13 protein-coding genes are annotated in these 13,316 nt (G+C 56.4%); 4 read left to right on the top strand and 9 right to left on the bottom strand.

Annotated elements, in window-relative coordinates; translation table 11 throughout:
- Positions 1-10: 10 nt before the first annotated feature.
- From hfq to orn, 7 genes are all read right to left on the bottom strand, one after another.
- Positions 11-250 (bottom strand): RNA chaperone Hfq, encoded by a 240-nt coding sequence (hfq, locus tag Q334_RS0103270; protein ID WP_027311953.1) that lies wholly within the window; start codon positions 248-250, stop codon positions 11-13.
- A gap of 105 nt (positions 251-355) precedes the next feature.
- Positions 356-1,294, bottom strand: a complete 939-nt coding sequence (gene miaA, locus Q334_RS17875; RefSeq protein WP_081414317.1) for a tRNA (adenosine(37)-N6)-dimethylallyltransferase MiaA — start codon at positions 1,292-1,294, stop codon at positions 356-358.
- 1 nt (position 1,295) lies between these two features.
- Positions 1,296-3,137, bottom strand: coding sequence for a DNA mismatch repair endonuclease MutL (gene mutL, locus Q334_RS0103260; protein WP_081414331.1), 1,842 nt, complete (start codon positions 3,135-3,137; stop codon positions 1,296-1,298).
- A gap of 23 nt (positions 3,138-3,160) precedes the next feature.
- The gene (locus tag Q334_RS0103255; protein ID WP_027311951.1) at positions 3,161-4,582 is read right to left on the bottom strand and encodes an N-acetylmuramoyl-L-alanine amidase; all 1,422 of its coding nucleotides are present in this window, start codon (positions 4,580-4,582) and stop codon (positions 3,161-3,163) included.
- Complete coding sequence (gene tsaE, locus Q334_RS0103250) at positions 4,579-5,049, bottom strand: tRNA (adenosine(37)-N6)-threonylcarbamoyltransferase complex ATPase subunit type 1 TsaE (RefSeq protein WP_027311950.1); 471 nt, start codon at positions 5,047-5,049, stop codon at positions 4,579-4,581. The genes Q334_RS0103255 and tsaE overlap by 4 nt, the downstream gene beginning before the upstream one ends.
- Positions 5,050-5,051: 2 nt before the next feature.
- On the bottom strand, positions 5,052-6,578 hold the full coding sequence (locus tag Q334_RS0103245; protein WP_245593648.1) for an NAD(P)H-hydrate dehydratase: 1,527 nt from the start codon (positions 6,576-6,578) through the stop codon (positions 5,052-5,054).
- Positions 6,571-7,131 carry an oligoribonuclease gene (gene orn, locus Q334_RS0103240; RefSeq protein ID WP_027311948.1) on the bottom strand — a complete coding sequence of 187 codons (561 nt, stop codon included), beginning with the start codon at positions 7,129-7,131 and terminating at the stop codon, positions 6,571-6,573. The genes Q334_RS0103245 and orn overlap by 8 nt, the downstream gene beginning before the upstream one ends.
- Before the next feature lie 125 nt (positions 7,132-7,256).
- On the opposite strand from orn, the gene rsgA reads away from it, so the two are divergent.
- Genes rsgA through asd form a run of 4 tightly spaced genes read left to right on the top strand, consistent with a single transcriptional unit; the run spans position 7,257 to position 11,588 of the window.
- Positions 7,257-8,312 (top strand): small ribosomal subunit biogenesis GTPase RsgA, encoded by a 1,056-nt coding sequence (gene rsgA, locus Q334_RS0103235; RefSeq protein ID WP_027311947.1) that lies wholly within the window; start codon positions 7,257-7,259, stop codon positions 8,310-8,312.
- Positions 8,309-9,904 (top strand): HDOD domain-containing protein, encoded by a 1,596-nt coding sequence (locus Q334_RS0103230; RefSeq protein WP_027311946.1) that lies wholly within the window; start codon positions 8,309-8,311, stop codon positions 9,902-9,904. The genes rsgA and Q334_RS0103230 overlap by 4 nt, the downstream gene beginning before the upstream one ends.
- A gap of 1 nt (position 9,905) precedes the next feature.
- A complete protein-coding gene (locus tag Q334_RS0103225; protein WP_027311945.1) occupies positions 9,906-10,721 on the top strand; it encodes a sulfurtransferase in 816 nt (271 codons plus the stop codon).
- Positions 10,722-11,588: an archaetidylserine decarboxylase gene (gene asd / locus Q334_RS0103220; protein ID WP_027311944.1), complete on the top strand. Its 867-nt coding sequence runs from the start codon at positions 10,722-10,724 to the stop codon at positions 11,586-11,588. It begins immediately after the preceding gene.
- 48 nt (positions 11,589-11,636) lie between these two features.
- Here asd and epmA read toward each other — a convergent pair whose 3' ends face one another.
- Together epmA and efp are read right to left on the bottom strand one after the other, a co-directional pair.
- Positions 11,637-12,608: an EF-P lysine aminoacylase EpmA gene (epmA, locus tag Q334_RS0103215; protein WP_027311943.1), complete on the bottom strand. Its 972-nt coding sequence runs from the start codon at positions 12,606-12,608 to the stop codon at positions 11,637-11,639.
- A 92-nt stretch (positions 12,609-12,700) separates the two neighbouring features.
- Positions 12,701-13,276, bottom strand: a complete 576-nt coding sequence (efp, locus tag Q334_RS0103210) for an elongation factor P (RefSeq protein WP_027311942.1) — start codon at positions 13,274-13,276, stop codon at positions 12,701-12,703.
- Positions 13,277-13,316 lie beyond the last annotated feature (40 nt).

Here is a 13,316-nt window from a genome sequence, read left to right as displayed (position 1 = left end):
AGCACCTCGCTCAGCCTACCTGTACCTCATCAGGGCCAGGTATCTTCACCGGACGGGCCGGCACCACAGTGGAGATGGCATGCTTATACACCATCTGGCTCACTGTATTTTTCAGCAGGATGACAAACTGATCGAAAGACTCAATTTGACCCTGCAACTTGATTCCATTTACCAGAAAAATTGAAACTGGAACCCGTTCTTTACGAAGAACGTTCAGGAAAGGGTCTTGTAAGGATTGCCCTTTTGACATTGTTTTGCTCCTTGTTATAAGCGCAGTGCGGCCGCCCTTCTACGGCCAAAAGAAAAAGGTGGCGATAAACCGCACACCTTTGGCTGGTTGTCAATACTTATACACTTAATTGAAGATAGACTCCAGCAATTTCAAGGCCTTTACTTGGGCATCTGGCTGCTGTGCATCAATCCAGTTCGCCTCTGTGAAAGAGCGCAACCAAGTGAGCTGCCGTTTAGCTAATTGACGCGTCGCCGCCACCCCCTTGTCGATAAACGCCTGCTCATCATACTCGCCATCCAGATAGCTCCACGCCTGGCGATAGCCGACACAGCGTACAGAGGGCAAATTAACATGCAAATCGGCGCGCTGCTTTAATCTCCTCACCTCGTCGATAAAGCCCTGCTGCAGCATCAACTCAAAGCGCTTGGCAATACGCTGATGCAGAACACTGCGCTGTGCTGGGCTCCAAATCAATTCGCAAACCTGGTAAGGCAGTGGTTGCTGCTCCTGCTGCTGCCATAGCTGGGTTAGCGGCTGACCGCTTAACTCATAGACTTCCAGGGCGCGCAGCAAACGCTGAGTGTTACCTGCCGGAATCTGTTCCGCTGCCTGAGGATCCACTTGCTGTAAGCGCTGATGTAGCACCTGCCAACCCTCACGCTCAGCTTCTTCCTGCAGCCTTTGACGCAATAACGGATCAGCCTCCGGCAGCTGTGCTAAGCCTTTCTTCAGCGCGTTGAAGTACATCATGGTGCCGCCCACCAATAAGGGGATACGGCCACGACTGCTGATCTCTGCCATCGCGGCCAGGGCATCCTGACGAAACTCCGCCACCGAGTAGACTTCTGCAGGATCACGAATATCCACCAACTGATGGGGATAACGCTGCAGCTCTGCCGGGCTTGGCTTCGCCGTGCCAATATCCATTCCGCGATAAATCAGGGCCGAGTCAACGCTGATGATGTCGCACGGCAAGCGCTCTACCAGCTCAAAAGCCAGGGCCGTTTTACCAGCGGCGGTCGGCCCCATTAAAAAGATCGCGGGAGGATAAGCTTGGCTCACCTTATTGCCCCCGCATAAAGAGTTTGTCTAAGTCTTTCATACTCAACTGCGTCCAGGTGGGGCGGCCATGATTGCACTGGCCACTACGCTCAGTGCGCTCCATATCGCGTAATAGGGCATTCATTTCATCCAGGCTAAGTTGACGATTCGCCCTGACTGCACCATGGCATGCCATGGTGCCTAACAACTCATTAAGCTGAGCCTCTACCCGTTGGCTATGGCCAACTTCACTCAAATCTGCCAATACATCACGCAGCAACTGTGGCACATCGGCCTGTCGCAGCAGCGCCGGGACCTCTCGGATCACCAGGGTTTCATCCCCCATACGCTGCAGGCGGAATCCTAGGCGCTGAAAAAACGTCTCCTGCTCTTCCGCCATATCTGCCTCTCGCTGGCTAACAGCCAAAGAGACAGGCACCAACAACGGTTGAGATTTCAACCCTTCGCCGGCCCAAGCCAGCTTCATCCGCTCATAGACAATCCGTTCATGGGCAGCATGCATGTCCACCAGCACCAGGCCATGCTGGTTCTGTGCCAAAATATAGATGCCATGTAACTGCGCCAGGGCCAGCCCCAAGGGCGGCACATCGCTGTGCTCCGACTCTGGCAATGCAGCACTCGGTCGAGGGCTTGGCGCACTCGCAGGCGGTGCAGATGGATAGAGGCGGGAGTAAGCCGCCATCTGCTCCTGTACCTGACCTGCTCGCGGTGTCTCTGCAGCGCTTAGGCTCATCCACTGCTGCGGGCCAAATTCGCCTCGTTGCTGGGGACTGCTGGCAGGAGCACTATCCTGCAAGGCCAAACTCGCTTCCGCCTGCGCAGGCGGCTGATCCTGCCCCGGGCGCACCTCAGCCAGAGCACGATGCAGGCTGCTAAAAATAAAGTCATGCACCATGCGACCATCACGAAAGCGCACTTCGTGCTTGGTCGGGTGCACATTAACATCCACGACCGCCGCATCCAGCTCCAGATAAAGCACAAAAACAGGGTGGCGACCGTGATACAGCACATCCTGATACGCTTGGCGCACCGCATGGCTGACCAAGCGATCACGAATGACTCGGCCATTCACAAAAAAGTACTGTTGATCCGGCTGACTGCGGGAAAAAGTTGGTAAGCCTACCCAGCCGTGCAAGCGCAACGGCCCATTACTGATATCCACCACCACCGACTGCTGCAAAAAACTGCTACCACAGAGCTGTCCGATACGCCGTTCGCGCTCCAGCTCAGTACGCGCAGCCGCCAGATTGAGTACCGGTTTCTGGTTATGGCGCAGCATAAAACTGACATCAAAGCGACTCAGCGCGAGCCGGCGTACCACTTCTTCTAGATGGGAAAACTCGGTTTTTTCCGTGCGCAAGAACTTGCGCCGCGCAGGGGTATTAAAAAACAGGTCACGCACTTCCACCGTTGTGCCCTGCGGATGTGCTGCTGGGCGAACTTGGGTACTCATCTCCCGCCCTTCAGCCTCCACCGCAAAGGCATGTTCCGCCCCCAACGCCCTCGAGATCAGCGTCAAACGCGAAACGGAGCTGACACTGGCCAGCGCCTCACCGCGAAAACCCAGACTTTGCACGGCCTCCAAATCTTCCAGGGTGATAATTTTACTGGTGGCATGCCGCGCCAAGGCTAAAGGCAGATCCTCTGCTGCGATACCGCTGCCATCATCGCGCACCTTCAGTAGCTTGACCCCGCCCTGCTCTACTTCAATATCGATACGACTGGCACCGGCATCCAGACTGTTTTCCAACAGTTCTTTGATCACCGAAGCGGGGCGCTCTACCACCTCCCCCGCCGCGATCTGGTTAGCCAGACGCGGGCTGAGGGTATGAATACGTTTCAAATCAGGCATCACAGCTTAATAATTTATGAAGAGGGGGGAATGTAGAGCACCTGCCCTACCTTAATCACCGAGTTCGAATTCAAGTCATTTTCACGCAGTAACTGGCTGAGACTGATGCCATTTTTAGCGGCGATTGCCGATAGGGTATCCCCTGCCATGACTTTATATTTTTGCCGACTGCCACTGCGATTGGAGCTAACCACCTCCGTCACTGCCACCTTACCCAAGGTGCCATTAACCTTGGCGGCCACCCAAGTCTGAGGTGGCGGAGCATCATAGAAATGCTTGCGAATCCCCTGAAAAATCGCATTGGCCATTTTGCGCTGATAAGCAGGATCCTTCAGCAGCGCAGCTTCGCCCGGATTAGAGATAAAACCGGTCTCGATTAGCAACGAAGGGATATCCGGCGACTTCAGCACCACAAAGCCTGCCCGTTCAACATGGTTCTTATGCAGACGCGCCACCCCACCCATAGAGCGCAGCACATCCTTACCGACCTGATCACTTAACTTCAGGGTGCCGCTCATCGACAGATCCAACAACACGCCCGCCAGGACCTCATCTTTGTTTTCCAGGCTGACGTTACCCACCCCTCCAATCAAGTCGGCGTTATTTTCGGTCTGCGCCAACCAACGACCCATCTCACTGGTGGCTCCGCGCTCTGACAGCGTCCAAACCGATGCCCCTCGGGCACTCGGTTTGTTAAACGCATCCGCATGCACCGAGACAAACAAATCCGCATTGGATTGACGAGCTAGGCGGGTGCGCTTACGCAGCTCAATGTAGTAATCACCTTTGCGGATCAGCACCGGCTTAAAGCCAGGCTCACGCTCCAACAAGGCAGCCAATTCTTTGGCGATGGCTAGCACCACGACTTTTTCACGCACCCCACCTGGGCCAATCGCCCCTGGGTCTTCCCCTCCGTGGCCCGCATCAATGGCAATAATGATGTCGCGAGTGGCGCCATTACTGCCACTGGCTTTACTGGGTTCAGCGCTCGGCTGACTAGGCTGAGCACTCGGCTTGGCGGCCACCGCCGCCGGCTCTTCTTCACCGCCGGTGAGCAAATCTAACACCAGACGGTGACCATACTGCTGATTAGGGGCCAAGGTAAAGTGACGAAAGGGCACGCCCTTACTTAAGTCCAGCACCAAGCGTAAATCCCGACCATTCTGCACACCGGAGCGAACGCTCTGAATGATCGATCCCTGCAAATCCAGCTTGGCCAGGTCAAAAGGGGTGGTACTGGTCTTCAGGTCGATCACCAGTCGATAGGGGTTCTCCACCATAAAAGCGGAATACTCCACCGGCCCGTCCAGGTCAAACACCAACCGGGTATTATCCGGCGCTTGCCAGACCCGCACATTGCGGACTTCGCTTGCCTGTACTGCCAGGGCCAGCATGCCAAACAACACAGCCAGCCAGATTGAGATCAGCCTGTTCATTCACACCCCAATGCCTTAAGGATGGACAGCCCCCTTGCTGTATTGGCTTGGGCTTTTAGTTCACGTCCCTGCTGCCAAGGTGTTAACCAAATATCCAAATCCGCCGTTGGCAGCAGGGCACCGCCCTTTTCCGGCCATTCCACCAAACAAAGGGCATGGCCGTCAAAATAATCACGAATCCCCATGAACTCCAACTCTTCCGGATCGCCAAGGCGGTAGAGATCAAAATGATAGAGCGCGAGTTCCGCCAACTGATAAGGTTCAACCAGGGTATAGGTCGGGCTTTTTACCGCCCCCTGATACCCCAAACCACGCAACACTCCGCGGCTCAAGGTGGTTTTGCCCATGCCCAGGTTGCCATGCAAGTAAATGCAGGCGCCTTCATAACAGGCTGGGCCAAGTTTCGCCGCCCAGGTCAACATGGCCTCTTCATCAGCAAATTGCCATTGGGCAATACTGGCATTCATGGTTATGGATTCACTCCGTTTTGGATTTCTGCCAACAAATCGGTTGCCAACAGGCCTCGCTCACCCTGACGTGCGGCTACACGGTCAGCGGCTTCAGCATGCACCTGTGCCCCTACACAGGCGGCCTGCCAGGCAGACAGCCCCTGCGCATAAAGCCCCGCTATGATACCGGCGAGTACATCCCCCATGCCAGCCACCGCCATCCCCGGGTTACCTGCATGCATCAGTGCCCGCTGTGGCTGTTGCGCCAACCAGGTACCCTTACCTTTTAACAGGGTGACTCCAGCATAACGCTGCTGCAGTGCAGCCAGCGCGGCCAGCGGCTCCTGCACGACTTCCGCCGTACTCCAACCCAGTAAGCGTGCAGCCTCACCAGGATGAGGGGTCAAAATACTGTCGCTCAGTGCAGCGGGTTGCTGTGCCAGCAGATTAAGCGCATCCGCATCCAAGACCTTGGCTGTCGGCAAGGCCAACACCTGCTGTAACTGTTGCTGCCCCCAGGCTTTCTGCCCTAATCCAGGCCCGATCAAAATCACATCGGCCTGGGCTAACCAGGGTGCGGCCTCCAAGCCATTACGGACACCCTGCACCATTATTTCCGGCTGCCGCATCAGTGCCGGTGCAACATGTTCTTGCCGGGTCAACAGGGTCACCCGTCCAGCGCCGGCGCGCAAGCTCGCCTGAGCAGCCATCAGCGCTGCCCCTCCCATGCCAAGGTCACCCCCGACCACCACCACGTGGCCATGCAACCCTTTATGCGCGGTGCGCTGACGTTTGGGCAAGGCCGCTTGAATCCAGCTTGAGTCGACTCGCTCCGCCACCGGTTGCAGACTCTGATAAACCTGCCCGGGTGCACCCAACTCATGGAACAAAATCTGTCCACAGTAGTCCGCCCCCTGGCCACTAAGTAAACCAGGTTTCAAGCCGAGAAAAGTGAGGGTCACCGTCGCCTTAACCGCACCTGCTGGGGCACGGCCGCTATCGGCCTCCAGTCCAGAGGGTAAATCCAGCGCCAATACCGGCAATCTCAGCTGGTTGATAGCCTCAACCAACTCCACCCATTCCGTGCGTAAACTGCCGCGAAACCCCACCCCGAGTAAGCCATCCACCACCAAATCATAATCGCTGGCCTGCAGCTGCTGCACGTCCACGACCTGGCAAACACCCTGCTGCTGCAACCATGCCCAGGCCTGAGCCGCTTCACCAGTTAAAGCGCTGGCATAGGCATGAACAGACTGCGGTAAAAGTAAACGCACCTCCATGCCTTGCTGCAACGCCAACCCAGCGACGATTAAGGCATCACCACCGTTGTTGCCCTGTCCACAAGCCAGGAGCAGACGACGGGCATGGGGCCAATGCTGGCGCAGCACGGCAAAAGCCACCTCCCCTGCCCGTTGCATCAGTTCAAAACCACTGATGGCGAGACTCTGGGCCACACGACGATCCAGCTCTTTATGTTGTGCCGCACTATAGAGTTGGCTGGGTAGGGGCTGGGTACGGGCCGCACCGGCCCATTGCAATTCACTCACCCTGGGGCTCCTGTGGCAGCAACCAGTTTTGCCGGTAATAACGCAACTCGGCAATTGATTCCTGAATATCTGCCAACGCCAAGTGAGCGCCGGTTTTCTTAAAGCCAGCAGGGAGCTGTGGCTGCCAACGCTTGGCCAGTTCTTTCAGGGTGCTGACATCAATTAAACGGTAGTGCAGCCAGGTATCGACCTGAGGCAGGTATTTGGCGATAAAACGCCGATCCTGCCAAATCGAGTTACCACAGAGTGGCGAGCTTCCTTGAGTAACATGCTGTTGCAAAAAAGCCAGCAGCTCTTGTTCCAGCTGGGCTTCGCTAATTCGGCTCGCCTCTACCCGTGCCGTCAGGCCCGACTCCCCATGGGTACGGGTACACCATTCATCCATCGCCGCCAGCACTTCCGGCGGTTGATGCACCGCCCAGACTGGGCCTTCTACTACTACATTAAGATCCTGATCAGTGATAATCACTGCCAGTTCCAGAATGCGATCCACATCAGGATTGAGCCCGGTCATTTCCAGGTCCATCCATACCAAAAGGTTATCCGCCGCCATGGCTAGCTCCCAAAGTTGTGCAGGGGTGCGCTTTTAACGACAATTCTACCAGAACTTCCTCGCAGCGCCTTGGCCTCCCTGCAGGGCTAAGGCACAATGCAACTCCCGTTCAAGTAGCGATCCGCATGAGCAAACGCAAACTGACCCGGCGCCAGAACTGGCGCATTCAAAAAATCCAGGAAGAGCGCATTCAGCGTGCGCAGCATAAGGACTCTCGTATTGATGAGCAGCTAGCGGCTGGTGAGCTGGGGCCGGAGCAGCAGGGTCAAATCATTGCCCACTACGGACGCCAACTGGATATTGAAGGACAACAGGGAGAATGGCAGGGCCAACTGGTGCGTTGCCACCTGCGTGCCAACCTGGATGCTCTCGTCACCGGTGATCAAGTTATTTGGCGTCCCAGCTTGAAAGACGATCTGGGGGTAGTAGTCGCCCATTTACCCCGCCATTCGGTCTTAAAGCGTCCCAACATGCATGGCGACCTGAAACCGGTTGCCGCCAATATTGATCAGATCATTATCACCCTGGCGGTAGAGCCAACTCCCTTTGCCAATCTGATTGATCGCTACTTGGTCGCCGCCGAACTCAGCGACATTGAGCCTATTTTGCTACTGAACAAAACCGATCTGTTACGCCAGCAGCCACGTCCTGAGTTGGAAGCAATGCTGCAGCGCTATGCACAAATTGGCTATCGCGTACTCTACACCAGCACCCGCGACCCTGACCCCCTGGCGGAATTAAAAGAACAACTGCGCGGGCGTATCAGTGTCTTTGTCGGTCAGTCAGGGGTAGGCAAGTCTTCCTTGATTAACGCCCTGCTACCAGGGGTGGACATCAAGGTTGGGGAACTATCGGAGCTCACCCGCAAAGGCACCCATACCACCACCACCGCCCGCTTGTTTCACTTCCCCAGTGGCGGTGATCTGATTGATTCCCCTGGAATCCGTGAGTTTGCGCTCTGGCATCTCAGCCCCGATGAGCTTTTGGAAGGCTTTCGTGAATTTCGCCCCTTCCTTGGCCGTTGCCGCTTTCGCGATTGCCGTCATCAACAGGAACCTGGCTGTGCATTATTGACCGCCGAGCAGGAGGGAGCCATTAGTGCCGAGCGTATGCACAGCTACCGCATGATCCTTAGCACCCTGGATGAAGAGGCACAACAACGCCTGGAGCCCAAACGATGAGTGATGGCAGCGCGAAGCATCCGCAGGATCTCGCCAGCTGGGTAAGTTTCCTGGCGGACAAACCGCTGCCTATTCTGGCCCATAGCCGCCAGTTTCTACTGCAGCATCTGCGTGATCCCGATGTCGCACTGCTGGATCTCGCCCCTGCACTCCAGGCTGATCCTTCCCTGAGCCTGCACTTATTACGCCAAGCCAACCAGATTAATGCCAATCAGGAAACCGACATCCGCACCCTGGACCACGCTCTTAGTAGCCTGGGCCTGCAGCGTATCCGCGAACTACTTGGCAAGATGCCTGTTCTGCAGATCAATGATCATAATGTCGCCCACCGCCAGTATCTTTACGCCCTGACCAATGCCCAGCATGCCGCTGTACAGGCGCGCGACTGGGCACAGCAATGGCGTCCCAATCAGGCGGCTCAAATCTATGCAGCCTCCCTGCTTTACTCCTTTGTCTATTGGGCACTCTGGCGCTATGCCCCTGAACGCATCAGCGCGGTTTATGAGCGGGTCTATGTCGGCAAGGAAGATGTCGTTCTGGCGGAGAGCGAAGAGCTTGGCTGCCCTGCCCAAAGCATTGGCCATGCGCTGGCGCAAGCCTGGCAGTTGCCCGAGCTGCTGGTGCAGGCACTGGATCACGCCACCTCACCTGATCGGCGCCAACTGGCCCTGCTTCATCGCCGTGCCCAGGGCAAACTGCTGGAGGATAAAGAAGAACGCCAGCTCAACCACCTCACCACCGCCAGCTGGATGCCGGTGAAACTGGCTAATTGGCTTGCCTATACCCTGCACTTTGGCTGGCAAAGCCGCAAAACCGAGCGGATCAAAAACCTGATTGCCGACTTTTTACGCCGCCCGCTAGAGCCGACCTCGGCTCGTATTCACCGTGTAGCGGCCCTGGCTGCACGCCAGTATCCAGCACCTGGCATTTTGGTACCGGCGGCACGACTGGTCTTAACTAAGGAAGACCAACCCATTCCCTATCGCCTGCCAAGCCAGGACTATAGCCCACAACGTAGCCAACCCGCCGTCGTCTCCACGACAGCCAGAAGCTTACGCCCTAACCACCTTAAAGATGTGGCACTGGTGCAGGATTTGGCTAAGCACCTCAGCCAAAACCCCAAGCAATTTAACTCCCCACAGGCCTTGCTGGAGACCTTGCTCGTCGCCTTACATGAAGGGGTCGGCCTGGAGCGAGTGGTGGCTTTTATTCCACAAAAAGGCATGATCGCCGGGCGTTTAAGCGCTGGGGAAGGCGTTGAAGTGTTTCGTCAGTTGAACCTAAGCCTGGAAGTTCCCAGCCTATTTAAGCGCCTTTGCAGTAGCAGCAGCGCGCTGCATGCCAAACCCGATAACCGCGCCAAACTCCTGCCTTTGCTACCTGACAGCCTACGCCGTGAGTGCGCGGGGCAAGACTTTATGCTGATGTCGATGGTATTAGGCAACAAGCCTTTGGCCATTATTTATGCCGATGCCGGCCGCAACCCGGCCCAGCCGACCGAACTGCATTACCGCGCCTTCCGGCAACTGGTGCAATGTGCCCTGCGCGGACTCACCCAGCTTTACCAAGCCCGTCAACAAGGGAGATCCTAATATGGCTGTGCCCGTACTACTCGAGCCCGCCGAGTTGGACGCCCTGCGTCAGCAGGCCGACATTCTGCTTCTTGACCTGTCCTCTGCGGAACACTACCAACAAGGTCACGTACCTGGGGCCATTCACATGCCCAGTGACTGGCTGCTGCATGGCCAGCCGCCAGTGGCAAACTACGTGCCCACCCTGGATCAACTCAGTGAGCGCTTCGCCAGTCTCGGTTTACAACCCCATCACTGGGTAGTGGCCTACGATGACCAAATGGGCCCCTGGGCTGGGCGCCTGCTCTGGACCCTGCATCTACTGGGCCACCAGCGTGTCTCCGTACTCAACGGCCACTTACCTGCCTGGCAAGCGGCTGGCTTCGCGATTGAGCAACAGGTTAACCCACCCCAGCGCAGCGACTACCAAGCCCAATGGCAAGGCAGTCAACGCATCACCCTGGATGAATTACTGCAACATCACCAAGATCTGCGAATTTGGGATGCTCGCTCTCAAGCTGAATATCGTGGCGAGAAAATCGTCAATGCACACAAGGGTGGCCATATTCCTGGCGCCATTTGGCTGGAGTGGACTGAACTCCTGGAAAGCCCGCAGATACCACGGTTAAAGCCGCTTGCCGAACTACAACGCTTGTTGCATGAGCGTGGTCTACGGGCTGAGCACAGCATCGTCACCCATTGCCAGACTCATCGCCGCTCGGGCCTGACCTACCTAGCCGCCTGCGCGCTCGGTTATCCCCGTATTCAATGTTATGACGGTTCCTGGTTCGAGTGGGGTAACCACCCTGACACCCCCGTCAGTCAAGGAGATGTTTAGGTGAAAACCACCCTGTTTATCGCCCTGCAACAGTTACTACCGCAGCACGCCCTGTCACGTTTGACCGGTGCCCTGGCCCGTTGCCGTTGGCCCTGGCTGAAGGACCTGCTGATTGGTAGCTTTATCCGCTACTTCAAAGTGGATATGAGCGAGGCAGCAGAGCCCAACCCCAAGGCTTATCCGCACTTTAACGCCTTCTTTACTCGCCCCTTGAAAGAGGGAGCCCGCCCTTTGCCGGCAGACGACCGCCTTATTCTCTGCCCGGCCGATGGCAGCATCAGCGAAATGGGTAAACTGCATGCGGGGCGAATACTGCAGGCCAAAGGACGCAGTTACAGCGCAACCGCCCTGTTAGGCGGACGTGCGGATTGGGGGGCCTTGTTTGAAGACGGACATTTCGCCACCGTTTACCTTTCCCCCCGTGATTATCACCGGGTGCATATGCCCGTAGCCGGTACTCTGACGGATATGCTTTATGTGCCCGGCGACCTGTTCTCGGTCAACCAAACCACCGCCGAAGAGGTAGATAACCTATTTGCCCGTAACGAGCGTCTGGTTTGCCTGTTTGAGACCGAATATGGCCCAATGGCAGTGGTATTGGTGGGCGCCCTCATTGTCGCAGGCATTGAAACTCCCTGGGCGGGACAAGTGGCGCCTGCGCCCCTGACTCCGCGACAGCTTTACAGCCTAACCCCCAGCCAGCCAATTCAGCTTGAGCGTGGGGCCGAAATGGGACGTTTCTGGCTCGGCTCCACCGCCATCGTACTCTTTGGCAAGGATCGGATTAACTGGCTAGAAGGCTGGCAGGCCGGACGCGCCACCCGCATGGGCGAAGCCATGGGCCAGCCGCTCAGCACTCAGGAATAAGATGCCCTACCGCCATCAGCCTGCCTGACTTTCAGGTTGGCTGATGGCTTAGCAGCGCTCAAGCGCAAAGGGAATCACCTCAGCAATCTCCTGTTTGCCACTTAACAGCATCAATAACCGATCAAATCCCACCGCCACACCAGCACAGTCGGGCAAACCAGCCTGCATTGCCGCTAATAGCCGTTCATCCAGAGGAATTAATCGCCGTTGCAACTGCGCACGAACCGCCAGATCCGCCTGAAAACGTCGGCGCTGCTCCTGCGCATCCGTTAATTCCCAGTAACCATTAGCGACTTCCAGACCACGAATATAGAGTTCAAAGCGCTTACCAACCCGCGCCCCTCGCTCATCTTCCACCACACGCGCCAACGCTGCCTGGGTCGCTGGAAAGTCATAGACGAATACCGCGCCCAAAGGTGCCAGGCCCGGCTCCACCACTTGGCTCATCAGCAGTTCTAACCAGGTATCACGACGCTCATCGGCAAACTCCGCACCACAATGCTGACGCGCCAAGGCTTGCAGCTGTGTGATAGGGGCCTCATGGGGGTCAATCGCCAATACCCGCTCAAAAGCCTCGCGATAACTGATACGCAAGGGGGGCTCCATACCACCTAGGGCATGCCAGAGCGCGGCCACCTCATCCATCAGTTGCTGATCATTAAAACCGGGACGATACCACTCCAGCAGGGTAAATTCGGGGTTATGACGTGGGCTACGCTCACCATTGCGAAACACTTTACCCAACTGATAGATGGGGCCCGAACCTGCCGCCAGTAGGCGCTTCATCGCATATTCAGGAGAAGTTTGCAGATAGAGCGTGCGGGCCTCACCCGCTGCTTCCGGGATGTATGCCACTTCCATCACATTGAGATACGGATCCGTCACCCCTGCACTGGCCAGAAGTGGCGTATCTACCTCCCACACCCCGAGCTCCGCAAAAAACGCCCGGGTACGAGCCAATAGCTGCGCACGTTGGCGCAGTGTTGCCATACTGGCCTGGGGTTGCCACTGTTCGCTCATGGGGACTCCTTGGGTGCATTAACGACTTCGGACATGCATAGAAAAGGCCGCTGTAAAAGCGGCCTTATTAACATCCAGCTAAGGGGATTCACTCAGCTTTCTTTGGCGCGGCTCACGTACTCGCCAGTACGGGTATCCACACGCAGAACTTCACCTACGTTGATAAACAAGGGCACGCGCACCACAGCGCCAGTACTCAGGGTAGCAGGCTTACCACCACCTGAAGCGGTATCACCTTTCAGACCAGGATCAGTCTCAACCACTTCCAACTCAACGAAGTTAGGCGGGGTCACCGCCAGAGGCACACCGTTAAACAGGGTGATGATGCACTTGTCCTGCTCTTTCAACCACTTGATGGAATCACCCACCGCCGCTTTATCAGCTGCATATTGCTCAAAAGAGCCGTCAGTCTTCATAAAGTGCCAGAACTCACCATCGGTGTAGATGTATTCCATATCGGTATCTACTACGTCGGCGGCTTCGATGCTTTCACCGTTCTTGAAAGTACGTTCCCAAATACGGCCAGTTTTCAGGTTACGTAGTTTTACCCGGGTAAATGCCTGACCCTTGCCCGGCTTGACGAAGTCGACTTCCTGAAATACACAGGGCTCCCCGTCCAGCAGAACCTTAAGACCGTTCTTGAATTCGTTGGTAGAATAGTTAGCCATTGTCGTCTCACCAGAACACAGAAACATACCCCTTGCGGGA

Origin of the sequence: Balneatrix alpica DSM 16621 (genome assembly GCF_000619885.1) — a bacterium.
GTDB classification, from domain to species: domain Bacteria; phylum Pseudomonadota; class Gammaproteobacteria; order Pseudomonadales; family Balneatricaceae; genus Balneatrix; species Balneatrix alpica.
Note: the sequence above shows the minus strand (reverse complement) of the source record. Positions and strands in the feature narration are given on the sequence as shown.

What these genes read in the sequence shown, in the direction of transcription:
- Q334_RS0103225 (WP_027311945.1), top strand. Translation starts at nt 9,906, where the DNA reads ATGGCTGTGCCCGTACTACTCGAGCCCGCCGAGTTGGACGCCCTGCGT.
- tsaE (WP_027311950.1), bottom strand. Translation starts at nt 5,049, where the DNA reads ATGAATGCCAGTATTGCCCAATGGCAATTTGCTGATGAAGAGGCCATG.
- epmA (WP_027311943.1), bottom strand. Translation starts at nt 12,608, where the DNA reads ATGAGCGAACAGTGGCAACCCCAGGCCAGTATGGCAACACTGCGCCAA.
- Q334_RS0103230 (WP_027311946.1), top strand. Translation starts at nt 8,309, where the DNA reads ATGAGTGATGGCAGCGCGAAGCATCCGCAGGATCTCGCCAGCTGGGTA.
- Q334_RS0103255 (WP_027311951.1), bottom strand. Translation starts at nt 4,582, where the DNA reads ATGAACAGGCTGATCTCAATCTGGCTGGCTGTGTTGTTTGGCATGCTG.
- efp (WP_027311942.1), bottom strand. Translation starts at nt 13,276, where the DNA reads ATGGCTAACTATTCTACCAACGAATTCAAGAACGGTCTTAAGGTTCTG.
- rsgA (WP_027311947.1), top strand. Translation starts at nt 7,257, where the DNA reads ATGAGCAAACGCAAACTGACCCGGCGCCAGAACTGGCGCATTCAAAAA.
- orn (WP_027311948.1), bottom strand. Translation starts at nt 7,131, where the DNA reads ATGGCGGCGGATAACCTTTTGGTATGGATGGACCTGGAAATGACCGGG.
- hfq (WP_027311953.1), bottom strand. Translation starts at nt 250, where the DNA reads ATGTCAAAAGGGCAATCCTTACAAGACCCTTTCCTGAACGTTCTTCGT.